The following is a 23,289-nucleotide window of genomic DNA, read 5'->3' as shown; positions in this document are numbered from 1 at the left end:
TGCCCGTCCCCCCCCCCGGATCAGGCGAGTGAGAGGGCGCGCCCCGTCCCCTGATTCCTTCGGACGTGAGCGCGCCTCATCATTGTGCAGTCAGTTAGGAGTTCGCTGTGGGGATCGGTGAAGATCCGCTACCAGCGGTAGGGCCCGTACACGTCCATGCACTGGCTCTTGTCCGAGCCGTTGATGGCGTCGGTGTTGCCGGGCAGGTCGCCGGCCTTGGGCTTGGACTGCTTCGGATACGTCGTGCCCGTGCGCCAGTCGGCGCCCACCACGAGCGTGACCCCGGAGACATCCGTCGACCTCTGCACCGAACTCAGCGGAATCCCAAGGGACTTGGCGATGCGCTGGGCATCGCCCTGCAGCTCGGCGCTCGGGTAGCGCACGACGGTCTTGTCCGCGGACAGTCCCGTCGTCGCGTCCTTGGACGCCCTCGTGAACCCCTGCTGTGCGAGCTCCTGGGCGAGCGTGCCCGCCCGCCCGGGCACGGGGCCGAGCGTGGAGGTCTGGGTGGCGTTCTGCACGACGACGCCGATCTGACCGTCCGGCGCCGAAGGAGCCTTGGTGGCCTCCTCCTTGGCGGCCGTCTTCTTCGCGCCCGAGGCCTTGCCCTTGTTGTCGAGGGGAATGTCGTCGCGGAGCATCTCCCAGAGCTTGTCGGCGCCCGCGCCGTCCGGTACGACGTGCTCGGAGTTCTGCGGGTCCGCGACATTCGGCATGGTCACCGAGGTGATGCGGTCCGTCGGCACCGACTTGAGCTGCATACCCAGGTCGTAGAGCTTCTTGACCGTGCCGATCTCCTCGGAGACCTTCAGGGACTTGGTGGCCGCCTCGGCCAGGTCGGTCAGCCGCCCGGTGTCGGTGAAGACGTTCTGGCCCTTCAGCGTGCGGATCATCGAGTTCAGATACATGTGCTGCGCCCTGGCCCGCATCAGATCACTGCCCCAGGCATGCCGGGTGCGCAGCCACTGCAGGGCCTGCTTGCCCTCGACCTTGTGCGTGCCGGCCGTCAGCTTCAGGCCGGAGCCGCCGTGCACGGCGGCCGTCGAGCGGTCCCACACGTTCTGCTTCACACACACGTCGACGCCGCCGATGGCGTCGGCCATCCGCACCACACCCGAGAAGTCGATCGTCATCCAGTGGTCGATGTAGACCCCGGTGAGCTTCTCCCAGGTGGCCAGCGTGCAGCCGGCGCCGCCACGGGCCAGCGACTCGTTGATGATCTTGTTCGTCTCGGGGTACGACTCGCCGGTCTTCGGGTCCTTGCACTGCGGGATGTCGACCCTGGTGTCACGCGGAATGCTCACCATGGCGGCGCTCTTGCGGTCCGCGGAGAGGTGGATCAGCATCTGCACATCGCCCAGCGGCGGGGTGCCGCGGTCGTACTTGGCGCCGCCGAGCTTCACGTTCTCGTCGGAGTTACGGCTGTCCGAGCCGATCAGCAGGATGTTGAGCGGCGTCTGCCCGGCCGCGTTCGGCGCGGTCTTCTGCGCCTTGGCGTCGCCGCTGCTGCGCTCGCCCTTCTGGATGTTGCCGTTGAGGTGCTGGTAGTACAGGTATCCGGCGCCGGCCGTCACGAGTATCAGCACCGAGAGCGTGGTCGCAGACCATCTGAGCACCCGCCGCCCCCGCCGGGGTGCGGGCCTGCTCCGCCTGCCGCGCCGGCCGCCGCCCGGCCCGCCCGGTCCGCCGGGCTCGCGCGGGCTGTCCCGCTCGGGTTCACGAGTGTGCGGAACGCCTCGAAACGTCCCTTCCCCCTGCACGCTGCTCTGCGCCATCTCCCCGTCCTCCCCACCCTGCACCCATGCATCAGGCCTGCCGTACGCCCTGTTAGACGTACGACAGGCCTGTCAGGTCACTGCGTGCTGTCAACTCACTTGGCGCACTGGACCTTGTCGGCCGTGGTCTTGTCGACGTCCGGCGCCTTGGACGCCGCGGTGAACGACTCCCCGGCGCCCGGGAAGTCCTTGCCCAGAGTCAGCGTCATGGCCGGCAGGCCCTGGGAGTTGGTCACGCTCTTGCCGGGCTTCAGCGCCGAGCCGGACAGACCCAGGATGGCGGCCAGCCGGCGCGCCTGATCCGCCTGGTCCGGGGCGTACTCGAGCGTCGTCTTGGCAAGCTGCACGCCCGCGTTGCCGGCGTTCTCGGACTTCTCCACGCCCGCCTGGTTCTGCAGGTACTCCAGCTCCGCCTGCGCACTGCCGGCGTCGGCGCCGCCGTTCAGGATCCGCACCCGCACCGCGGAGGCGGCCGACTTGGTGCCCTTGAGGCGGGCGGCCACGGCGGCCGCCTCCTTCTTCTTTTTCTCCTTCACCGCGGTGAAGGAGACATCGTTCTTGATCGCGTCGAAGACCGGCTGGGTCGCGCCCGGTTTGAGTACGACGGTGGCCTTCACCTTCTCGGCCGGGTTGTCGATCACCGGCACCGTGGTGAACGTCAGGTTCTTCGGGTTGAGCTTGCCCAGCTCCAGACCGAGGTCCTTCAGCTTGCCGATGCTGTCGAGGTTGTCGTCGACGGTCAGCGCCTTGGTTCCGGCCTCGGCGATCTTCACCATCTTCGTCGGGTCGGTGAGCGTGGAGTTGGACTTGAGCTTCCGCATCAGCGCACTGAGGAACTGCTGCTGCAGGGTGATCCGGCTCAGGTCACCGCCGAAGCCCACCGCGTGCCGGGTGCGCACGAAGGCGAGTGCCGTCTCGCCCGCGATGTGCTGCATGCCCTTCTTCAGGTTCAGGTGTGAATCCGGGTCGTTGATGTCCTTGCCCAGGCAGACGTCGACGCCGCCCACGGCGGTGGTCAGCGTCTTGACCGCGTTGAAGTCGGCCACCATGAAGTTGTCGGGCTTGATGCCGGTCAGCTCCGTGACCGTGCGCGCGACGCAGCTGGGCGTACGGTCGTCCTGGCCGAGGCTGGTGTTGAAGCGGACGCCGGACGTGCCCTGGATGACCTTGGTCGAGCCGTCGGCCTGCTGCGTCGGGCAGTCCGGAATGTCGGTGATCAGGTCGCGCGGGATGCTCAACGCGGTTGCGTTCGAGCGGTCCTTGGAGACGTGCAGCAGGATCGTCGTGTCCGCGTGGCCGACGCTGCCGGAGTCGCCGTACTTCGTGTTGCCCTTGCCGGTGCGCTTGTCGGTGCCGATCAGCAGGATGTTGATCGCCTTGCCCTTGCTGAAGCCACCGGTGCTCGCGCCGTCGTCGGAGACGGACGTGATGTTGTCGTTGAGGTGCTTGATGTACAGGTATGCACCGCTTGCCGCGGCGACCAGCACGAACGCCATGGTGCCGCCGGTCCACAGCAGGACCTTCTTCGCCTTCGACTTCTTCTGCACCGGCCGGCGCCCGCGCCGCCCCGGCGGCGGCTCCTCGGGCGCGCCGCGGCGGCGGCGCTGCGGCGGCACCCCGCGGCCCGGGGCCTGCGGGTTCGCCGTACGACCGCGCGCCGAGCCGTTCGCGCCACGGGGGGCGGATCTGCGCGGCCGCGGAACCGCCGATTGCGGTGCGGAAGGATTCAGTCGCAGTTCGTATTCACCGGTGTTCGGATTGAGTACCCACTGGTCTGCGGGGTCGACGTTGTCCGCCCGCCCACGGCTTTGCGCGTCCACGGTTGTCCGAATCCTCCGTTTGGGCCACGCGGCGCCTTCCCCCTCAAAGACGCTCGGGTCTCGGTCACGCAGTGCACGACCCCGGGAAGGACCTCGCGGCCGGGTGCACCGGATCGCTCACACTATCCGCCCAGTTCAGCGTGGGGCGACGTCGGTGACAAATTCCACGTCCCTACAACTGGGCAATCCACCCATTTCCTTGAAGTTTGTTGAGACGGCTGTTCGTCGACTTGGTGCTCGCTTTACCCGCAGTGGTCCTCGGCGGCGGTGTTCCCGTGGAACGTCGGCGCGGGCGAACTGTCCGCCGAGGCCCCGCCCAACCGCTTTCCGCCGGACTTCTCGTCACCGAATCCGTACGCGCCGTAGTCGTCCGTAGCCGAATTACCACTCTTTGAGCCGTAATCCCGCGGAACTTCCTCCGTGACCGCCAACGGCGCGTCCCTGCGCAGCTGTTCGAACAGCTTCTGTGCCTCGGGCTCCACGAGCTGGTCGCGATTGGAGTCGTGGACGTACGACTCCCGCGGAACCGTGAGGAATTGCACCCGTTCCGTGGGGATGTCGCGCAGCCCGCGCACGAGTTGGTACAGCCCGCGCAGGCTCGCCAGAGCCGGGTCGGTGGTGAGGGACGACGTGGCGGCGTCCAGCACGGGATAGAGCTTCACCGGATTCAGCAGTACGTCGTTGCTCTGCACCTTGTTGACCAGTGCCCCGAGGAACCGCTGCTGACGGTCCATCCGGTCGGTGTCGCTGCCGTCGCCGAGCGACTTGCGGGCGCGGACATAGCCGAGGGCCTGCTCGCCGTCGAGCGTGACCCGTCCCGCGGGCAGCTTCAGCTTGGCGGCCTTGTCGTCGATCGGCTCCTTCAGACACACCTGGACGCCGTCGACCGCGTCGACCATCTCCTTGAAACCGTGGAAGTCGACGACGATGTGGTGGTCGACGCGGACGTTCGTGAGCTTCTCCACCGTCCGGATGGTGCAGGCCGAACCGCCGGTCTCGAAGGCGGAGTTGAACATCGCGAACATCGGCTCGGAGCGGGTCCCGTCGGGCTGCAGACAGGCGGGGATGTCCACCATCAGGTCACGGGGGAGCGAGATCGCGGTGGCGGTGCGCCGCCCCGCGGACAGGTGCAGCAGGATCGTCGTGTCGGACCGCTGGGTTCCCGAGTCCCGCCCGTACCGCGCGTTCCCGTCCCCGGACCGCGAGTCCGACCCGATCAGCAGAATGTTCTGCGCGCCCTTGACGAGCGAGGTGGGCCGCTCCTTCTCGTACCGGGCGAGCTCCGCGGCGGCGGCTTCATCGGGCGTGATGTTCCCGTTCAACTTCACATACAGCGCCCACCCACCCCCGACGGCCCCCAGCACCACCACGCCGACCGCAAGCCCCCCGTACCGCACCCACCGCCGCCGCCGACGACCCTTCGAGGCCATGCTCCCTCCCTCACGGCGCATGAACGTGCAGTCCCAACCTGCAGTTCTTATGACCATGGCCCGGAGGGGCTGGTGGAGCGGGCTATTGCTGGACCATCCGGGTGACGGCAGCCACCTCAGGGGCGCGGGGAACTGCGCGATCAACCCCCACCGACCCGCAGTCGCCGCACAGCCGCACACACCCCTTCTCAGCGGCGCACCACACCCACCCGCTCACTCTCCACCCGCTTGGCCAGCGCCTCTTCCCCCAACCGCTCCAGATGCCGGCACAACACCACGGACCCCCCGGTCGCGAGTGGCCCGTACAACCCGACATTGAGCCCCTCCCACGTGTCGTACGACAACCCGGACAGAATCCGCGCCCCGGGCCCGGTCAGCCCAAGCCCCGCCGCCTCCGCCCGAGCCCGCTCGACAACCTCCGCCCCACTGAACTCCCGCCCGGCCACAATCAGCCCAGCGTCCTCAGGATCCACCGCCGCGAACGGCACAAACCGATCCCCTTGGCTCGGCACCTCCACGGCGTAATCGGCGAAGCCCTCCGGTACCTGGGGAAACCGCCCGCCCAGCGGCCGCAGCGCAAGGGCGACCCGCTCCCCCCGGCAGGCCCGCGCCGCGTCCAGGGCGTCGGGCCCGCTCACCACGACGTCGGCCGCCGCCGGATCCCCGCCGACATCCGCGACCGCCCCCACCGACGCACACGCAAGCAGCCACACCGCCGTCTGCCAGTGCGCCGGCAGCAGCAGTGCCACCCGGTCGCCGGGCCCGGCGGCCAGGTCGCCCTGGAGGAGATTGGCGGTCTTGGCCACCCAATTGGCGAAGGTGGCCACGGACAATTCGACTCGCTCGCCCGTGGCGTCGTCGTAGAAGGTCACCAGGGGGCGTCCGGGGTCCGCGGCGAGCGCGGAACGCAGCAGGTCGGCAGGGGTGTGGTCGGTGGCGTTCACCCGCGCAAGGGTACGCGGACGGCCACCCGCGCATCGCTCGCCGGGGCCACCGGTTCGGAGGAACGGAAACCGACAGTCCGTCAGTTCCGGTATGGACAGATATGTATGACTATGTTCAAGATCAATGGCATGCGTGGATTCCTTGCCTCTTCGATCGCCTCCTCGATCGGCGTCGCCTGCGCGGCCGCCCTCGCCCTTCCGTCGACCCTGCCCGCCACCGCAGCGACGGCGAGACCTGCGCCCGGCGTCGCAAGATCCGCGCCGGCAGCCGGCCGGCCCGACGTCCCCGGCAGTACCCAGTCACTGCCCCTGACCCCTCTGGCCCCCCTCGCTCCCCGCACCCGCGCGATCGGCGCCACCGGCTCCGAAGCCTTCGCGGAACAGGGCCTGACCCGCCACCATGTACAACGCTTCTCCATGGTCGGAGTGATCTGGAACAACCCGGACACCGAACTGCACGGCCATGTCCAGGTCCGCACCCGCGCGACCGGCACCGGCACCTGGACCGGCTGGCGGAGCCTCGAGACCCACAACGACGACGCGGCCGACCCCGGCACCGCCGAGCGCACCTCGGGCCGCGTCCGCGGCTCCACCGCACCGCTGTGGGTGGGCGACTCGGACGGGGTGGAGGTCCGGGTCCGCGCCGAGGGCGCACGCCGTACCGAAGACGCCCCGAGCACCCGCGCCGTCCCGGCCGCCTCCCGCCTCCCCTCCGGCCTGCGTCTGGAACTGGTGAACCCGGGCGATCCGGACGACGGGGGCGACGAGGCCCCGATGCGGGGCGCGCCACCGGTCGCCCCGCACGGCAGCCAGGCCGGCCTTCCCGGCAGCGGGACCGGGGGCGCCGAGTCGGCCGAGGACCTGGCCGCCTCCACCGCCAACGCGGACCTCGCCCCGCTCGGCGCCACCGTGATCCCGGCGCTGAGCCGGTCCGCGACCGAGCGGGAGATGCGGACGCTGCGCGGGCGCGAGTTGACGGAGAGTCAGCGGAAGAAGCCGCACATCGGCCCGCGTCCCCGCATCGTCACCCGCCGGGGCTGGGGCGCGGACGAGCACCTGCGCGAGAAGGGGTTCGTCTACGCCAAGAAGGTCAAGGTGGCGTTCGTGCACCACACCTCGTCCGGCAACACCTACCGCTGTTCCGAGGCCGCCTCCGTCATCCGCGGTATCTACCGCTACCACGTCCAGAGCATGGGCTGGCGCGACATCGGCTACAACTTCCTCGTCGACAAGTGCGGAAACATCTACGAGGGGCGCGCCGGGGGAGTGGCGAAGCCGGTCAAGGGCGCCCACACTCTCGGTTTCAACTACAACAGCATGGGGATCGCCGTCCTCGGCAGCTTCGGCAAGGGCAAGCCGCCCGCGGCAGCGCTGAAGGCCATCGCTCGGCTCACGGCCTGGAAACTCGGGCTCTACGGTGTGAATCCGCGCGGGAAGGCATTCCTGAGGTCGGGTGGTGGCAATCTCTACCGAAAGGGAGAGAACGTACGACTGAATGTGATCTCCGGCCACCGTGACGGCTACCCCACGGCATGCCCGGGCTGGCAGCTCTACCGCAAGCTCGGCACGGCCCGCTCCACCGCGGCGCGCTACCAGGGCCGCTAGACACCGCAAGGGAGTCGGGCAAGGAGGTGCATCTACGCCAACGGGGGGCACCGGGTGGAACCGCGGAACGCCGCACGGCCGTCGAAGGCGCCACACAACGGTCTGCATAAACTGGCCGGCCGAAAGACAGTTCGGCCGGTCCCGGCAGGAAGCAGAGACGACAGGTGACAGAAGCGATCCTCCTGGTCGGCGGCAAGGGCACCCGGCTCCGCCCGCTCACGGTCCACACGCCGAAGCCCATGGTCCGCGCGGCCGGCGTCCCGTTCCTCACCCACCAGCTGGCGAGAGCGAGAGCGGCGGGCGTCGACCACATCGTCCTGGCCACGTCCTATCTGGCCGAGGTCTTCGAGCCCCACTTCGGCGACGGCTCGTCGCTCGGTCTCCACATCGAGTACGTGACGGAGGACGAGCCCCTCGGCACGGGCGGCGCCATCCGCAACGTGGCCTCGCGCCTCCACTCGGCCCCCGACGACCCGGTCCTGGTCTTCAACGGCGACATCCTCACGGGCCTGAACATCAAGGCACTGGTGGACACCCACGAGAAGACGGGCGCTGACGTCTCCCTCCACCTCACCAAGGTCACGGACCCGCGCGCCTACGGCCTCGTCCCCACCGACGAGACGGGCCGCGTCCTCGCCTTCCTGGAGAAACCGCAGACCCCCGAGGAGATCGTCACCGACCAGATCAACGCGGGGGCGTACGTCTTCCGCCGCTCGGTCATCGACACGATCCCCGCGGGCCGCCCGGTCTCGGTGGAACGGGAAACCTTCCCCGACCTCCTCTCCGCCGGAGCCCACCTCCAGGGCCTGGTGGACTCCACATACTGGCTGGACCTCGGCACCCCGGCGGCCTTCGTACGCGGCTCCGCCGACCTCGTCCTGGGCCGCGCCCCGTCCCCCGCGGTCCCCGGCCGCTGCGGCGACCGCCTGATCCTGCCGACGGCCAGGGTCGCCCCCGACGCCAAGCTCACGGGCGGCACGGTGGTCGGCGAGGGCGCGTTCGTGGCGGAGGGCGCCCGCGTCTTCGGCTCCACCATCCTCCCCGGCGCCGTCATCGAACCCGGCGCCGTCATCACCGACTCCCTCATCGGCACCCGCGCCCGCGTGGGCGAACGCTCCGTCCTGACCGGCACGGTCATCGGCGACGGCGCGGTCATCGGCGCCGACAACGAACTGAGGGACGGCGTACGGGTGTGGTGCGACGCACGGATCCCGGCGGGTTCGGTGCGGTTCTCGTCGGACCAGTAGCCCTGCTCCGACTCGGTCGACTTCTCACCCGCCGGCTGGGCAATCCCGGCCCGTCCGGCGCGTGAGGGGGGCACCATGTGTCGACGTCGGAGGGACTGAGCTCGTCCCGTGTGCGGGGCCTTGGTCTGCCGTCCGGAACCCTCACCTGCCCGATGGGGCGCCAGGTCTCGACGCGCGGGGCTCGGCTCGTCCGGCGTGTGGGGGACATGGCTTCGCCGTCCCAAGCCCCGTCTGACTGATGGGGTGCCATGTGTCGACGCCGGAGGGACTGAGCTTGTCCGGTGTGTGGGGGTGTGGGGTGTGCCGTCCCGAAGCCTGGGGTGGCTGACGGGGTGCCATGTGTCGACGTCGGTGGGAATCAGCTCTTCCGGCATGTGAGGCCGTGGGTTCTGCCATCCCTGCCCCCCACCCACCCAACGAGGGCGCCGCCTCTTGCCGCCGGTCAGCGCAATCCAGCCCGTCCGGCGTTTGAGGACGAGGCCCGTTCAGGGCCGAACGGGGGTCCGGGGGCGGAGCCCCCAGGGCGGCACCCCGACCGCTGGTGCGTTCACAACCGCCCGATGTCGGTCTTCGGCATCTTCGGCGCCCGCCTCGGCGGAACCCGCCCGCTCAGCAGAATGAACCGCGCGGCCCGATGCCGCTGCCCCGCATACGGCTCCAACAGCTCCAGCATCATGGCGTCGTCCGCGTGCCGGTCCCCGGCCAGCGCCCACCCCACGATGCCCGGCAGATGCAGATCCCCGACGGTCACGGCGTCCGGCGCCCCATGACTGCGCTGCACGGTCTCCGCCGACGTCCACGGACCGATGCCCGGCACGACCTCCAGCCGAGCCTGCGCGGCCGCAGGCTCCATCCCGACCGCCTCCTCCAGCCGCGCGGCGACCTTCACGGCCCGCAGAATCGTCGACGCCCGCTTGTTGTCGACGCCGGCCCGGTGCCACTCCCACGACGGAATCAAGGCCCACGTGCGCGGCGCCGGCATCACCCACAACCGCCCGCCCGCCGCGGGCCCCGGCGCCGGCTCCCCGTACTTCCGCACCAGCAACCGCCACGCCCGATACGCCTCATCGGTCGTGACCTTCTGCTCCAGCACCGACGGAATCAGCGACTCCAGCACCAGCCCGGTCCGCGTCAGCCGCAGCCCCGGCCGCCGATGCCGCGCGACCGCCACCAGCCGGTGCCGGGGCGCAAAGGCGTCCGGATCATCCGAGCCCCCGAGCAACTCCGGCAACTTCTCCAGCAGCCACTCGGCCCCCGGCCCCCAGGCTTCCCCGCGCACCGCACCCCCGGACACGGAAACCCGCAGCGTCCCCGGCCCGGCAGGGGTAAGACTGGCCCGCCACACGGCCCCGTCGGGCATCGCCCGAAACGTCGGATCCCCCGGCCCCCGCCGAAGCGGCCCCAGCACCAGCCCAAGATCGAGCGGCCCGCCCGGCACGACCGTCCGCACCCGCCCCGGCACAGAGACCTGCCGCGGCACACCACCGCCCGCAGACACGGCAACATGCCCACCGCGCACGGTCGTACGGGTGGGCCGCGGAGCGAAACGTCCTGCCACGGCTGAGTCCCTGGGGTGTCGGGGATGCCCTAAGAGACTAGGCGGTACATACGACCGCCGGTGCGCCCAACGGCTTTTGGCTTTCAGGGGCGCGGGGAACTGCGCAACAAGCCCCCACCGCCCCGCACTCGCACACGAGACCCAGAACCCCCACAAACCGTAGGCACCCAGCCCCCGGAGGGAAGCGTCACCGAACCTCCACAAACGCGCCAGCGTCCCGCTCCGGCCGAGGCCGAGGCTCCTCCGCCGGATGCCCGACCGCCACGGCCCCCATCGGATCCCAGTTCTCGGGCAACCCGAGAACCCCCCGCACGACATCCCGGCAGAACATGGTCGACGACACCCACGCGGACCCCAGCCGCTCCCCGGCCAGCGCAACCAGGAAGTTCTGCACGCCGGCCCCCGCCGCGACGACGAACATCTCCCGCTCGGCCCCGTCGCGCCGTGCGTCCCCATACGTGTGCGACCCGTCCATGACGAGACACGGCACCACCAGGTACGGCGCGTTACGCAGCACATCCCCCCGCCGCACCCGCTTGGCGATGGACTCCTCGCTCTTCCCGTCCCGCCGCAGATCGGCGATCCAGGCGTCGCGCATGGCATCCAGCAATCCGTTCCGCGAGGCCTGCGACTCCAGCAGCACGAACCGCCACGGCGTCGTGTGATGCGGCGCCGGCGCGGTCACGGCCGCGGCGACGGCCCGCCGTACGGCACCGGGATCGACGGGTTCGTCGGTGAACGCCCGCACGGTACGCCGCTGGGTCACCGCCGTCCGGATCGCCTCGGACGTCCCCAGCCGGAACATGTCGTCGCGCCCGCCGCGCACCATGGCCCGCGCCCCCTCCCCGTCGTCCTCGGCCACCACGTGCGGCAGCCCGCGCACAACGGCGACGGGCAGCCCGGCGGCCTTGCCCTTGACCAGATCGCCGGCGGCGGCCAGCTCGTCCGCCGTCGCCACGACCGTCGCGCTGAGCGGATTGCCGTACGCGTCCGTGCCGCCGCGCAGATCGTCGAGTACGTGCACACCGGCGGCGCCGATCGCGACGTCCGTGAGCCCCGAGCGCCATGGTCGCCCGAAGGTGTCGGTGACGACTACCCCGACATTGACGCCGAGAGCATCCCGCAGCCCGACCCGGATCGCCCGGGCGGACGCGTCCGGATCCTCGGGCAGCAACAGCACGGTCCCGGAAGGGGTGTTGGAGGCATCGACCCCGGCGGCGGCCATCACCAGCCCCTGCCGGTTCTCGACGATCCTGAGCGTCCCCCGCCGCGCCACGACCCGCACGGTCTCGGCGTCGATGGCGGCCTCCCGGTCCCCCGCCTCGAGAACCCGCCCCTCCGCCTTGGACAAGACCTTCGAGGTGACGAGCAACACATCCCCGTCGACCAGCCCGGGCTCGGCGGCAGCGATCAACTTGGCAACGTCGTCCCCCGGGACAACCTCAGGAAGCCCGGCCACAGCCCAGACCCGATACCCACCCACACCGCCCCCTCCCGCCACAGCCCCGTCCCCCACGCCACGCCCACTCACGTCCTCGCTGCCCCCCGGCCCTCCGACGGCCCCGGACACACCGCCCGCGGCATCCGCGGCCCCCGCTTCCTCACCGCTCCGCGCATCCGCAGACCTGCCGCCTCCGTGACCGTCGATGGCCCCGGACACACCGCCTGCGGCATCCGGGGCTCCCGCTTCCTCACCGCTCCGTGCATCCGCGGGCCCGCTGCCTCCGGGACCGTCGATGGCCCCGGACACACCGCCTGCGGCATCCGCGTTTCCCGCTTCCCAACCGATCCGTGCATCCACAGGCCCGCCGCCCGCCAGCCCCTCGTTAGCCCCGGGCACACCGCTTCCAGCAGCCGCGGCCACCACATCCCCACCGCTCCGCGCGCCCGCGTACCCGCTGCCACCCATGCCCTCAGCCACCGAGGACGCATCGCCCGCCGCAGCGGCACCGCTGGCGCCGGCCGTATCCCCGGCGCCGCGCGCGCCCGCGCCCTCGGAAATCCCGTCGTTCAAGACACCCGCACCTCCTCCGCCAGCGCCAGCGCCGCAGCTGCCATACGGGCGGTCGCGTCGGCGTCGGTCATCATCAGCGGGACGGCCCGGCACCGGATTCCGGCGGCCTCGACCCGCTCCACCACGCCCGCGTCCACGGTGTCGACGAGCCAGCCGTCGAGCAGCCCGGATCCGTAGTGCTCGGCCACCGCCGCGGCCGTCGACTCCACGCCGACCGCCGCGAGCACCTTGTCGGCCATTCCCCGCACGGGCGCGTCCCCGACGATGGGGGAGAGGCCGACGACCGGCACCCCCGCATCGGCGATCGCCTCACGGATGCCGGGCACGGCGAGGATCGTGCCGACGGACACCACCGGGTTCGAGGGCGGGAACAGCACCACGTCCGCCTCCGCGATCGCCTCCAGCACACCCGGCGCCGGCTTCGCCTGCTCGGCCCCGACGGGCACGACCGCCTCGGCCGGAACCGAGGCCCGCAGCCGCACCCAGTACTCCTGGAAGTGCACAGCCCTGCGCTCACCGTCGACCTCGACGGCCACATGCGTCTCGACCCGGTCGTCCGTCATGGGGATCAGCCGCACGCCCGGCTTCCACCGGTCGCACAGCGCCTCGGTCACCGCGCTCAGCGGATACCCGGCACCGATCATCTGCGTCCGCACGATGTGCGTGGCGAAGTCACGGTCGCCGAGCCCGAACCACTCCGGCCCCACGCCGTACGCCGCGAGCTCCTCCTTGAGATGGAAGGTCTCGTCGGCCCGTCCCCAGCCCTGCTCCTCGTTGATGCCGCCGCCGAGCGTGTACATCACCGTGTCGAGGTCCGGGCAGACCTTGAGTCCGAAGAGGTGGATGTCGTCCCCGGTGTTGCCGATGACGGTGATGTCCGCGTCCGGCACGGCCTTCTTCAGACCGCGCAGGAACCGGGCACCACCGATGCCGCCTGCCAGAACCACAATGCGCATGGGCCAAGTCTTACAGGCGGGTACGACAACGCGTCAGGCGGTCACGACGTCCACCGCGTCGTGGGCGGCAGGGGCCGCGGAGCACGCCGTGTGCATCGGCATCTCGGTCAGGCCGGGGTAGTAGACATGCAGACTGACCGCCGGCTCCAGCGCGTCGTTGACCACCTCGTGCACATACCCCGGAGCGAACACCCGCTGCGCACCCGCGCCCAACGCGCGCGTGCCCCGCCCGGTGCGCTCGGTCAGCGTGCCTTCCAGCACGGTCAGCACACCGGAGGAACGGCCGTGGTCGTGCAGCCCACTGCCCTGGCCGGGCACCCAGGACAGCAGCCACACCTCGTAGCCCGGCCCCGTGCGCAGCCGGTGGTACCAGCGTGTCGTCGCGTCGTACTCGACAAGGTGCTCCCACTGCGAGCGGTCGGCGGCGATGGAACGAGCCAGGCCGACGAACTCGGCCACGGTGGCCGGGTGCTCGCGCGGGGGCTGCAGCAGGTGCTGCACTTCGAGGATGTCGCCGGCGATCTGGAGGTCGTTGTCGCTGTTCATGGGGTGCGGTGGTTCCTCAGTGAAAGAAGGTCAGAGGGAACGGGAGCCCAGTCACGGACGACTGGACCTACAGCCGGAGCAGGTGTGGCTCAACAGCTGGAACAGCAACAACAGCTACAGCGAGCGCGGGCAGCACCGTGGGACCCGGCGGTGCGGGTCGAGGTGGGTGCCAAGTTCGCGAGCATGCCCACAAGGACATCGGTTCACACCTTTGCTGTCAACTCGACGCCCGCCATGTGGGACATGGTTCACCTCATCCGGTTCATGTCTGAGGCGAAAGGTTTGTTCAGTCGCCACCCGGGACACATGGCGCTCAAACCTCGTTGCGATCCTGTGATCCGACTGTGATCCGGTTCGCTTCGAGGTGCGCTTGGAACGAGATCGGATCTCCGGGCGTCCTTCCCCGTACAGGCTCTGCGCGGGGTCGGAAGCCCTTCCGGGCTTCGTCTGCATGTCAAGGTTTATGCCGATTTGAACACTTTCCGCATGGCCTTGGTTCCGCAGAGTGAATAAGGGGCTCAATAGCAGATCTCGGCTTGACTCGCCCGGAGCAGCACACTTGTAATTTCACTCGTGTCGTTCAGCCGGAATCGGTAACGGCCGCATCACGGGGACGCGAAAGACAGACGAGGGGCGCACATGACCGAGCTGGTGCAGCAACTGCTGGTCGACGACGCGGACGAGGAACTCGGCTGGCAGGAGCGCGCGCTGTGCGCCCAGACCGACCCCGAGTCCTTCTTCCCCGAGAAGGGCGGCTCCACCCGTGAGGCCAAGAAGGTCTGCCTGGCCTGTGAAGTCCGCTCCGAGTGCCTCGAATACGCCCTCGCCAACGACGAGCGCTTCGGTATTTGGGGCGGTTTGTCCGAGCGTGAACGACGCCGCCTGAAGAAGGCCGCCGTCTGACCGGGCGGCCCAGCACCCGCACGTAATCGAAACTCAATCGAACGGCCCGTCGCAGGTGGGGTTATCCACAGGCGGCGGGCCGCCGTCATGCCTAGCCGATAGTGTGGTCGCTCGTCCGAGACGCCTCGCTGCCCCCACGGGGCACAGACGTCCACCGCAGTCCATCGAACCGGGGCCCGTACCTCGATGTCCGTGCACAGCCACCCGGCAGCCCATCAAGACGTCGCTGCCGCACCAGAGTTTCCGCGTCACGTGGTGACCGCGGTCGTCGTCTCCCACGACGGCGCCCGCTGGCTGCCCGACGCGCTCGCCGGGCTGCTCGGCCAGGAGCGCCCCGTCCAGTACGTCATGGCCGCCGACACCGGCAGCGGGGACGCCTCCGCCCAGCTGGTCACGGACGCCCTCGGCGCCGACCGAGTGCTGCACCTCGCCCGGCGCACCGGCTTCGGCCAGGCCGTCGAGGAGGCGGCTCGCACCGCCCCCGTCCTGACCCCGGACGAGCTGCCCTATCTGAAGCGGCCCAGCGGCTGGGACCCGGTCACGCGCAGCTGGCGCGACGACGCGTACGACATGCCGGAACTCCCGCACGGGGAGCCGGTCCAGTGGCTGTGGCTGCTGCACGACGACTGCGCCCCCGAACCCGACGCCCTGGCCCAGCTGCTGCGCGTCGTGGAGAACGAACTGGAGCTCGGCCGCGACGACGTGGCCGTCGTGGGCCCCAAGCTCCGCGGCTGGTACGACCGCCGCCAGCTCCTGGAAGTCGGCGTCACCATCGCCAACTCCGGCCGCCGCTGGACCGGTCTGGACCGTCGCGAACAGGACCAGGGGCAGCACGACCACGTCCGGACCGTGCTGTCCGTGTCCACCGCCGGCATGCTGATCCGGCGCGATGTCTTCGAGCAGCTCGGCGGCTTCGACCTTCGGCTGCCGCTGATGCGTGACGACGTCGACCTGTGCTGGCGCGCCACCGCCGCCGGCCACCGTGTCCTCGTCGCCCCCGAGGCGGTCGTACGACACGCCGAGGCCGCCTCCCGCGAGCGCCGCGACGTCGACTGCTCGGGCCGCACCGTCGCCTCCCCGCACAAGGTCGACAAGGCCGGCGCCGTCTACACCCTCCTGGTCAACACGCGTACGGCGGCGCTGCCCTGGGTGCTGCTGCGCCTCGTGCTCGGCACCCTCGTGCGGACCGTCGCCTACCTCGTAGGCAAGGTCCCGGGGCAGGCGGTCGACGAGATCCGCGGTCTGCTGGGCACGCTGCTGCGCCCCGAGCGGATCATCGCCGGACGACGCAGGCGCGGGCGCCCACAGATCGACAAGGGCGAACTGCGCGCCCTGTTCCCGCCACCCGGCGCGACCGTGCGGGCCACCGTCGAGCAGGCCGCGGGCAGCCTCGTCGGCCGCTCCGACCCCGAGGTGACCTCCGGCGCCGGACGGCACGGCAGCGCGGTCGAGTCCGGGCCCGGCGGCGACGACGCCGACTTCCTGGAGATCGAGCAGTTCGCCCGCCTCAAGCGCATCGGCCGCAAGCCCGGCCCGATGCTCTTCCTGGTACTGCTGTTCGTCTCCCTGGTCGCCTGCCGCGCACTGCTCGGCGGCGGCGCGCTCGCGGGCGGCGCCCTGCTGCCCGCCCCGGCCGACTCCGGCGAGCTGTGGTCGCGCTACCTCGACTCCTGGCACGCCGTCGGCGCGGGCGGCACCCCGTCCGCACCGCCGTACCTCGCGATCGTGGCGATGCTGGCCTCCGTGCTGTTCGGCTCGACCGGGCTCGCGGTCACGGTCCTGCTCGTGTGCTCGGTGCCGCTGGCCGGCGTCACCGCGTACTTCGCCTCCCGCCCGCTAGTCGAGTCGCGCCTGCTGCGCGCATGGGCGGCCGTCGTCTACGCCTTCCTGCCCGCCGCCACGGGCGCGCTCGCGGGCGGCCGTATCGGCACCGCCGTACTGGCCGTCCTGCTGCCGCTCATCGCACGCGCGGGCGTCGCGGCCAGCGGCCTTGCGAACGCCACGGGCGCGCGTGGCAGTTGGCGCGCCACCTGGGCGTACGCACTGCTGCTGACGATCACCACGGCGTTCACTCCGATCGTGTGGCCCGTCGCGCTGGTCCTCGGCATCGCGCTGCTGGGCGTGCGCCGCACCGACATCACCGCCCACGGCCTGCGCTTCCTGGCCCAGTTCGGCACACCCCTGCTGGTCCTGGCGCCCTGGTCGCTGTCGCTGCTCCCGTTCGGCTTCTTCAAGGAGGCCGGGCTCGACTACGGCCCCTCGGCGGCATCCGCCCTCGATCTGCTCGGCGCGAGCCCCGGCGGCCCGGGCACGGTCAGCGGGCTGATGCTCATCGGCATCGTCCTGGCCGCGCTGTCCGCCCTGCTGCGCTCGGAGCGCCAGTTCGGAATCTGGACGGCCTGGGCGGTCGCCCTGGTGGGCCTCGTCTTCGCGGTCCTGTCCAACAGCTCGACCTGGGCCGGCCCGGCGACCCTCGTCTACGGCCTCGCCCTGCTGACCGCCGCCGTCCTCGGCGCCGACGGTGCACGCGCGCGCGTGGCCGAGCAGAGCTTCGGCTGGCGCCAGCCGGTGGCCGCACTCATAGCCTTCGCCGCGCTCGTGGGCCCGCTGGTCATCGCCTTCGGCTGGATGATCCGCGGCGCCGACGGGCCGGTCGAGCGGCGGGACCCGGTGCAGGTCCCCGCGTTCGTCGCCGAGGAGAGCGGCACCCGAGACCAGGCACGCACGCTCGTGCTCGACAGCGACTCCACGGCCCGCGTCGGCTACACCCTGGTCCGCGGCTCCGGCGCCCGCCTCGGCGACGCCGAGACCGCCGCGACCGACGGCGAGAACGCCAAGCTCGACAAGGTCGTCGCCAACCTCGTCGCCGGCTCCGGCGCCGACCAGGCTGACCAGCTCGGCAAGTTCGCCGTCCGCTACGTCCTCGTCCGCAAGGGTGCGCCCCGCGAGGTCACCCGCGTCCTGGACGCCACCCCCGGCCTCTCACGCCTGAGCCAGCAGGGCGGCAGCGCCCTGTGGCGGGTCGACCAGGAGGTCGCCCGCGCCACCATCGCCCCCGCCTCCGGCTCCGGTACGGCGCAGCCCGTCGCCGCCGGACCCGTGGAGATCCACACCACGGTCCCGGCCGGCTCCGACGGCCGCATCCTGCGCCTCGCCGACACCGCCTCCGCGGGCTGGACGGCCACCCTGGACGGCAAGCCGCTCACCCGCACCACGGTCGACGGCTGGGCCCAGGGCTTTCAACTCCCCGCCTCCGGCGGCAAGTTGGACGTCACCTACGACGATCCGATCACCCACACCGCCTGGCTGTGGGCGCAGGGCTTCCTCGCCGTCGTCCTCGTCGTCCTGGCCCTGCCGGGCCGGCGCCGCGACATCGACGACGACCTCCCCGAGGAGCCGGTCGTCCCCGCCGAGGCCGTCGCCGGCGAGGGCCGCCGCGCCCGCCGACTGCGCGCCCAGGCGGAGGCCGAGGCCGAAGAGACGGGCCAGAGCGAGGAGTTCCCGTCTCCTCCCCCGGAGGAGACACCGGTCGCCGTCCCACAGCAGCAGTCCTACGGCGACTGGGACGCGGCGGGCTACCAGGGCGCCGACTACGGCAGCTACGGCAACGAGCAGTACCAGGGCGCCCAGCAGTACCCGGCGGGCACGTACGACCAGACGTACCAGGCGGACCCGTACCAGGGCGGCCAGTACGACCCGTACGCGTACGGGGGTCAGTCCCAGGGGGCGTACGACCAGACCGGGTACGACCCGTCGTACCAGCAGGGTTACGACCCCACGTACGACCCGGCGCAGCAGCACCCGCACGCCCCTGAGCGCCCCGACGGGAGTCAGCAGTGAACCGCACCACCATCTCCCTGATCGCCGGCACGGCCGCGCTCGCCGCCATCACGGGGTTCGCCTCGCTCACCGCGCCGGGCGCCTCCGGAGCGGACACCGCCAAGGCCGCTGCCGAACTGCCGGTGGAGCGCACGACCTTGCTGTGCCCGGCGCCCAGCTCCTCCGACCTCGCCGAGACGTCGTACACGTCCTTCACGCCCGTCACTAAGGGCACCGGAAGCGACGGCACGGCCCAACTCCAGTCCGCCGCCGAGCAGTCGGCCGCCGGCACGAGTGGCAGCGGCAAGACGGGCGAGGCGGGCAAGACGGACAGCAAGAAGAGCGGCAAGAAGAAGGCCGACAAGCCGGTTCTCACGCCCAAGGAGCCCGGCAGGCCCGTCACGGGCGACACCTCCGGTGCCGACACGCCCGCGCTCGTCGGTGCGGCCGAGGGCAGGTTCGCGCCCGGCTGGGCGCTGCAGGAGACCACCGAGGTCGCCGCGGGCACCGGCCGGGGCCTCCAGGGCGTCAACTGCACCGCGCCGGACACGGAGTTCTGGTTCCCGGGTGCCAGCACGGAAGCCACCCGCACCGACTACGTCCACCTCACCAACCCGGACGACTCCGCCGCCGTCGTCGACATCGAGCTCTACGGCAAGGACGGCGCCCTCAAATCGACCGTGGGGGAAGGCATCACGGTCGCACCTCACTCCAGCGATCCGGTCCTGCTGTCCACGCTCACCGACGAGAAGCAGACCAACCTCACCGTGCACGTGAACGTCCGCAGCGGACGCGTGGGCGCCGCCGTACAGGCCCTCGACGACAAGCTCGGCGGCGACTGGCTGGCCGCGGCCACGGACCCGGCGGGCAGCCTCGTCCTGCCCGGCATCCCCAAGGACGCCACCTCTGTGCGCCTGATCGCCTTCACGCCCGGTGACGCGGACGCCGACCTGAAGGTGCGGCTCGCCTCCCCGTCCGGGCAGATCACACCCGCCGGCAACGAGACGCTGCATGTGAAGGCAGGCATGACCACCGCCGTCGACCTCGGCCCCGTCACACGCGGCGAGGCGGGCTCCCTGGTCCTCACGCCCACCGACAAGTCCGTGCCGATCGTCGCCGCGCTGCGCGTCGTACGGGGCACGGGCGCCAAGCAGGAGACGGCGTTCATCCCGGCCACCAGCCCGGTGGACACGCGCGCGACGTCCGCCGACAACAGCGCAAAGGGCTCCACGCTGTCCCTGGTGGCACCCACCCGCACCGCGAAGGTGAAGGTCACCGCGTCCGCGGGCAGCGACGGCGGCACCGCGGTCTCGAAGACGTACACGATCAAGGCCGGCACCACCCAGAACGTCGACGCCCCGGTCCCGAGCGGCCTGAAGGGCACATACGCGCTGACGGTCGAGCCGCTGTCCGGCGGCCCGGTGTACGCGGCCCGGACCCTGGCGGCGACGCAGGAGGGAGTGCCGGGCTTCACGGTGCAGACACTGCCGGACGACCGGGGGACGGTGGCGGTACCGGAGGCGGACCAGGATCTCTCGGTGCTGCAGAAGTAGCGGCGACGCTGGCTGGCTGAAGCGGGCGGAATTTCTCAGCACCGGCCAGGCAATCTCAGCCCGTCCGGCGTTTGAGGACGAGGCCGTTCAGGCCGAAAGCGGGGGTCTGGGGGCGGCAGCCCCCAGCAGGGCCACACCAGCACCGGGTGCAGTGGAACCGCGGCTCAGTCCTCCCCGTACCGCGGATCCACCGTCTCCGGAGTGAGCCCCAGCAACTCGGCCACCTGCTCAACAACAACCTCGTGCACCAGCGCCGCCCGCTCGTCGCGCCCCTTCGTGCGGATCTCGACCGGCCGCCGATAGACGATCACCCGGGCCGGCCGTCCTTCCCGCGAGGGAATCGTGCCGCCCAGCGGCACCGCCTCCTCGCTCCAGGCCTCACCGGGGCCGTCCAGACGCGGCACCTCGAGGACGAGGAAATCGATGTCGGCGAGCTGCGGCCACCGCCGCTCCAGCCGCTCCACCGAGTCCTGCACCAGATCCGCGAACGCCTCGGCCCGGCTCGCGGCGAGCGGCACCTGGGGCGGCGCGATCGGGCCGCGCATGCCCCGGCCGTGGCGATCACGACGGCGGGGCCCGGAGCGGGCGGCACGGGGCGGTACGGGGTTGTCCATCACTGGTGAAGCGTAGTCCCCGACGGGACCGTACGCCGTGCCCCACGCGGCTTGCCGGACGGCCTCGGACCCCCCTGGACGGCCTGTCGAAGGATGACCATTCCAGCCAAGGTTGGGCTCGTTTCCATATCTCTCCGAGACCGACGATCTTGGGTCAATTGACGGTGTTTGTACGGTGTGTTGATCGGGCGAAGGGATGCGCGACGCCATGTGAATGCACGTCTATGCAGGTCAGCGGGGTGTTCCCGGGGAGGTGTGTGGGGTGTTTCACAGTACGACACGGTGGAGTGACCTGGGGGAGAGTCGTCGCGGCCCGCTCAAGAGTGCGGTACCGTCCAACGTCGTGAGCCCTGTACGTCGCTGTTCGCGCACCGCTTGCGGCCGCCCCGCCGTCGCGACGCTGACGTACGTCTACGCCGACTCGACCGCGGTCCTCGGCCCGCTCGCCACCTACGCCGAACCCCACTGTTACGACCTGTGTGCCGAGCACTCCGAGCGCCTCACCGCCCCGCGCGGCTGGGAGGTCGTCCGGCTGCTCGACGGCTCCGCTCCGGCCCGCCCCAGTGGCGACGATCTGGAAGCGCTTGCCAACGCGGTGCGCGAGGCGGCACGCCCCCAGGAGCGGGCGGCCGGTGCCGGCGGTGGCGGGCGCACGGCGGACCCGATGGAGGTCGCGCGGCGCGGGCATCTGCGAGTGCTGCGGTCTCCGGACAACTGAGGACGTCCGCCCCCTCCCGTTCCACCCGGCGAGCACGCCCATTGACGCGCCCTTGTCGCGGACACGACCATTCCGGGAGACCGGCGGGAAATCGCTTTCCGCATGCCGGAATCCGGGGAGGCGCCCGTGTACGTCCAGGAACTGGAACCCGTCGCCGACTCGATCGGCCTGTCCGCCCTCGTCGCGACGCTGCCCCTGCTGATCGTCCTGGTCCTGCTCGGCGGAGTGCGCATGAAGGCACACCTGGCGGGCGCGACAGGCCTCCTGGCGGCCGTTCTGGTCGCCTGGCTTGTCTACGGCATGCCGCTCGACCAGACGCTCTCCAGCGCCGCCCAGGGAGCCGTCTTCGGCCTCTTCCCCATCCTGTGGATCGTCGTCAACGCCCTGTGGGTGTACCGGATGACGGTCCGCACCCGGCACTTCGACATCCTGCGCCGCTCCTTCGGACGGCTGTCCGACGACCCTCGTATCCAGGCGCTCGTGGTCGGGTTCTGCTTCGGTGCGCTCCTGGAGGCCCTCGCAGGATTCGGCGCGCCGGTCGCGATCTGCTCGGTCATGCTCGTCGCCCTCGGCTTCGACCCGGTACGCGCGGCCGTGGTCGCTCTGGTGGCCAACACCGCGCCGGTCGCCTTCGGGGCGATGGGCACACCGGTCGTGACACTCGCGCAGGTGACAGGAGTGCCGCTGGACTCCGTGGCCTCCGTGGTGGGGCGTCAAACACCGTTGCTGGCACTGGTGGTGCCGCTCGTCCTGGTCTGGCTGGTGGACGGGCGGCGCGGCCTGCGCGAGACCTGGGTGCCGGCCCTGGTGTGCGGAGTCGCCTTCGCCGTCGCCCAGTTCGCCGCCTCCAACTACGTCTCCGCACAACTCGCCGACATCGGCGCCTCCTTGGCGGGCGCGGGCGCCCTGGTCGCCGTACCGCACGCACGCGTACCCGCCACCGACTCCGTGCGCGCGTCCGTGCTGACCGGCGTGCGCAGCGAGGAGTTGGACGAGGAGGACCCACGGCGCGAAGTCCTGCGTGCGTACGCCCCGTACGCACTGATCGTCGCGATCTTCTCGGTCGCGCAGATCCCGGCGGTCAAGGAATGGCTGGCCGGGGCGACCCAGACGTACGACTGGCCGTTCCTGGATGTCGCCGGGCCGGACGGGAAGCCGGTCGGCGGCAATGTCTTCACCTGGCCGATCGTGTCGACGGGCGGCACGCTCGTGCTCCTCGCCGGGGTGTGTACGGCCGTCGTACTCGGCGTGCACGCACGCGTGGCGGTCAAGGAATGGGCAGCGACCGTGCACGAGCTGAGGTTCGCGATCCTGACCGTGACGTCCGTACTGGCACTCGCGTACGTCATGAACCTCTCCGGGCAGGCGGGCACGATCGGCCACTTCGTGGCGGCGGCGGGAGCCGGGCTGGCCTTCCTGTCGCCCGTCCTGGGCTGGTTCGGAGTGGCGGTCTCCGGTTCGGACACCTCGGCCAACGCGCTCTTCGGAGCCCTGCAGGTCACCGCGGCGCACGAGTCCGGCCTGTCGCCCGAACTCCTGGCCGCCGCCAACAGTTCGGGCGGTGTCCTCGGCAAGATGATCTCGCCGCAGAACCTCACCATCGCGTGCGCGGCCGTGGGCCTCGCGGGCCGCGAAGGGGATCTGCTGCGCAAGGTGCTGCCCTGGAGCGTGGGCCTGCTGCTGGTGATGTGCCTGATCGTGGTGGGCCAGAGTTCGCCCGTCCTGGACTGGATGCTGCCCTGATTCTTCCCGCTTTCTCACCCTGCTCTGACCTGAGGTTACGTCTG

General features: G+C 71.0%; 16 protein-coding genes. 7 read left to right on the top strand and 9 right to left on the bottom strand.

Annotated elements, in window-relative coordinates:
• Positions 1–128: 128 nt before the first annotated feature.
• The 4 genes from P2Q00_RS16125 to P2Q00_RS16110 form a co-directional block, all read right to left on the bottom strand.
• Positions 129–1,775, bottom strand: a complete 1,647-nt coding sequence (locus P2Q00_RS16125) for an LCP family protein (protein ID WP_275773211.1) — start codon at positions 1,773–1,775, stop codon at positions 129–131.
• 95 nt (positions 1,776–1,870) lie between these two features.
• Complete coding sequence (locus P2Q00_RS16120; protein WP_275773210.1) at positions 1,871–3,595, bottom strand: LCP family protein; 1,725 nt, start codon at positions 3,593–3,595, stop codon at positions 1,871–1,873.
• Between the two features lie 242 nt (positions 3,596–3,837).
• Positions 3,838–5,025: an LCP family protein gene (locus tag P2Q00_RS16115; RefSeq protein ID WP_275773209.1), complete on the bottom strand. Its 1,188-nt coding sequence runs from the start codon at positions 5,023–5,025 to the stop codon at positions 3,838–3,840.
• A 188-nt stretch (positions 5,026–5,213) separates the two neighbouring features.
• Entirely contained in the window at positions 5,214–5,969 is a 756-nt protein-coding gene (locus P2Q00_RS16110; protein WP_275773208.1) for a TIGR03089 family protein, read from the bottom strand.
• 129 nt (positions 5,970–6,098) lie between these two features.
• Here P2Q00_RS16110 and P2Q00_RS16105 point away from each other — a divergent pair, with 129 nt between their 5' ends.
• Both P2Q00_RS16105 and manB read left to right on the top strand, forming a co-directional pair.
• Positions 6,099–7,574 carry a peptidoglycan recognition protein family protein gene (locus P2Q00_RS16105; protein WP_275773207.1) on the top strand — a complete coding sequence of 492 codons (1,476 nt, stop codon included), beginning with the start codon at positions 6,099–6,101 and terminating at the stop codon, positions 7,572–7,574.
• 164 nt (positions 7,575–7,738) lie between these two features.
• Entirely contained in the window at positions 7,739–8,821 is a 1,083-nt protein-coding gene (gene manB / locus P2Q00_RS16100; RefSeq protein WP_275773206.1) for a mannose-1-phosphate guanylyltransferase, read from the top strand.
• Between the two features lie 547 nt (positions 8,822–9,368).
• On the opposite strand, the gene P2Q00_RS16095 is transcribed toward manB, so the two are convergent.
• From P2Q00_RS16095 to P2Q00_RS16080, 4 genes are all read right to left on the bottom strand, one after another.
• A complete protein-coding gene (locus tag P2Q00_RS16095) occupies positions 9,369–10,379 on the bottom strand; it encodes a DNA-3-methyladenine glycosylase family protein (protein WP_275773205.1) in 1,011 nt (336 codons plus the stop codon).
• A 187-nt stretch (positions 10,380–10,566) separates the two neighbouring features.
• Complete coding sequence (locus tag P2Q00_RS16090) at positions 10,567–11,895, bottom strand: coenzyme F420-0:L-glutamate ligase (protein ID WP_425579575.1); 1,329 nt, start codon at positions 11,893–11,895, stop codon at positions 10,567–10,569.
• A gap of 494 nt (positions 11,896–12,389) precedes the next feature.
• Positions 12,390–13,349: a 2-phospho-L-lactate transferase gene (gene cofD / locus P2Q00_RS16085; protein WP_275773204.1), complete on the bottom strand. Its 960-nt coding sequence runs from the start codon at positions 13,347–13,349 to the stop codon at positions 12,390–12,392.
• A 33-nt stretch (positions 13,350–13,382) separates the two neighbouring features.
• A complete protein-coding gene (locus P2Q00_RS16080) occupies positions 13,383–13,895 on the bottom strand; it encodes a cysteine dioxygenase (RefSeq protein WP_275773203.1) in 513 nt (170 codons plus the stop codon).
• Positions 13,896–14,534: 639 nt separating this feature from the next.
• On the opposite strand from P2Q00_RS16080, the gene P2Q00_RS16075 reads away from it, so the two are divergent.
• From P2Q00_RS16075 to P2Q00_RS16065, 3 genes are all read left to right on the top strand, one after another.
• Positions 14,535–14,798, top strand: a complete 264-nt coding sequence (locus P2Q00_RS16075; protein WP_003975777.1) for a WhiB family transcriptional regulator — start codon at positions 14,535–14,537, stop codon at positions 14,796–14,798.
• Positions 14,799–14,984: 186 nt separating this feature from the next.
• On the top strand, positions 14,985–18,638 hold the full coding sequence (locus P2Q00_RS16070; RefSeq protein ID WP_275773202.1) for a glycosyltransferase family 2 protein: 3,654 nt from the start codon (positions 14,985–14,987) through the stop codon (positions 18,636–18,638).
• A complete protein-coding gene (locus P2Q00_RS16065) occupies positions 18,635–20,170 on the top strand; it encodes a DUF5719 family protein (RefSeq protein ID WP_275773201.1) in 1,536 nt (511 codons plus the stop codon). Before P2Q00_RS16070 ends, P2Q00_RS16065 begins: the two co-directional genes overlap by 4 nt.
• A 164-nt stretch (positions 20,171–20,334) precedes the next feature.
• Here P2Q00_RS16065 and P2Q00_RS16060 read toward each other — a convergent pair whose 3' ends face one another.
• Positions 20,335–20,784 (bottom strand): metallopeptidase family protein, encoded by a 450-nt coding sequence (locus P2Q00_RS16060; protein WP_275773590.1) that lies wholly within the window; start codon positions 20,782–20,784, stop codon positions 20,335–20,337.
• A gap of 292 nt (positions 20,785–21,076) precedes the next feature.
• Here P2Q00_RS16060 and P2Q00_RS16055 point away from each other — a divergent pair, with 292 nt between their 5' ends.
• Both P2Q00_RS16055 and P2Q00_RS16050 read left to right on the top strand, forming a co-directional pair.
• Complete coding sequence (locus P2Q00_RS16055) at positions 21,077–21,502, top strand: DUF3499 domain-containing protein (RefSeq protein ID WP_275773589.1); 426 nt, start codon at positions 21,077–21,079, stop codon at positions 21,500–21,502.
• A 126-nt stretch (positions 21,503–21,628) separates the two neighbouring features.
• Positions 21,629–23,245: an L-lactate permease gene (locus P2Q00_RS16050; RefSeq protein WP_275773588.1), complete on the top strand. Its 1,617-nt coding sequence runs from the start codon at positions 21,629–21,631 to the stop codon at positions 23,243–23,245.
• Positions 23,246–23,289 lie beyond the last annotated feature (44 nt).

It is taken from the genome of Streptomyces coacervatus, assembly GCF_029223485.1.
GTDB classification, from domain to species: domain Bacteria; phylum Actinomycetota; class Actinomycetes; order Streptomycetales; family Streptomycetaceae; genus Streptomyces; species Streptomyces coacervatus.
Note: the sequence above shows the minus strand (reverse complement) of the source record. Positions and strands in the feature narration are given on the sequence as shown.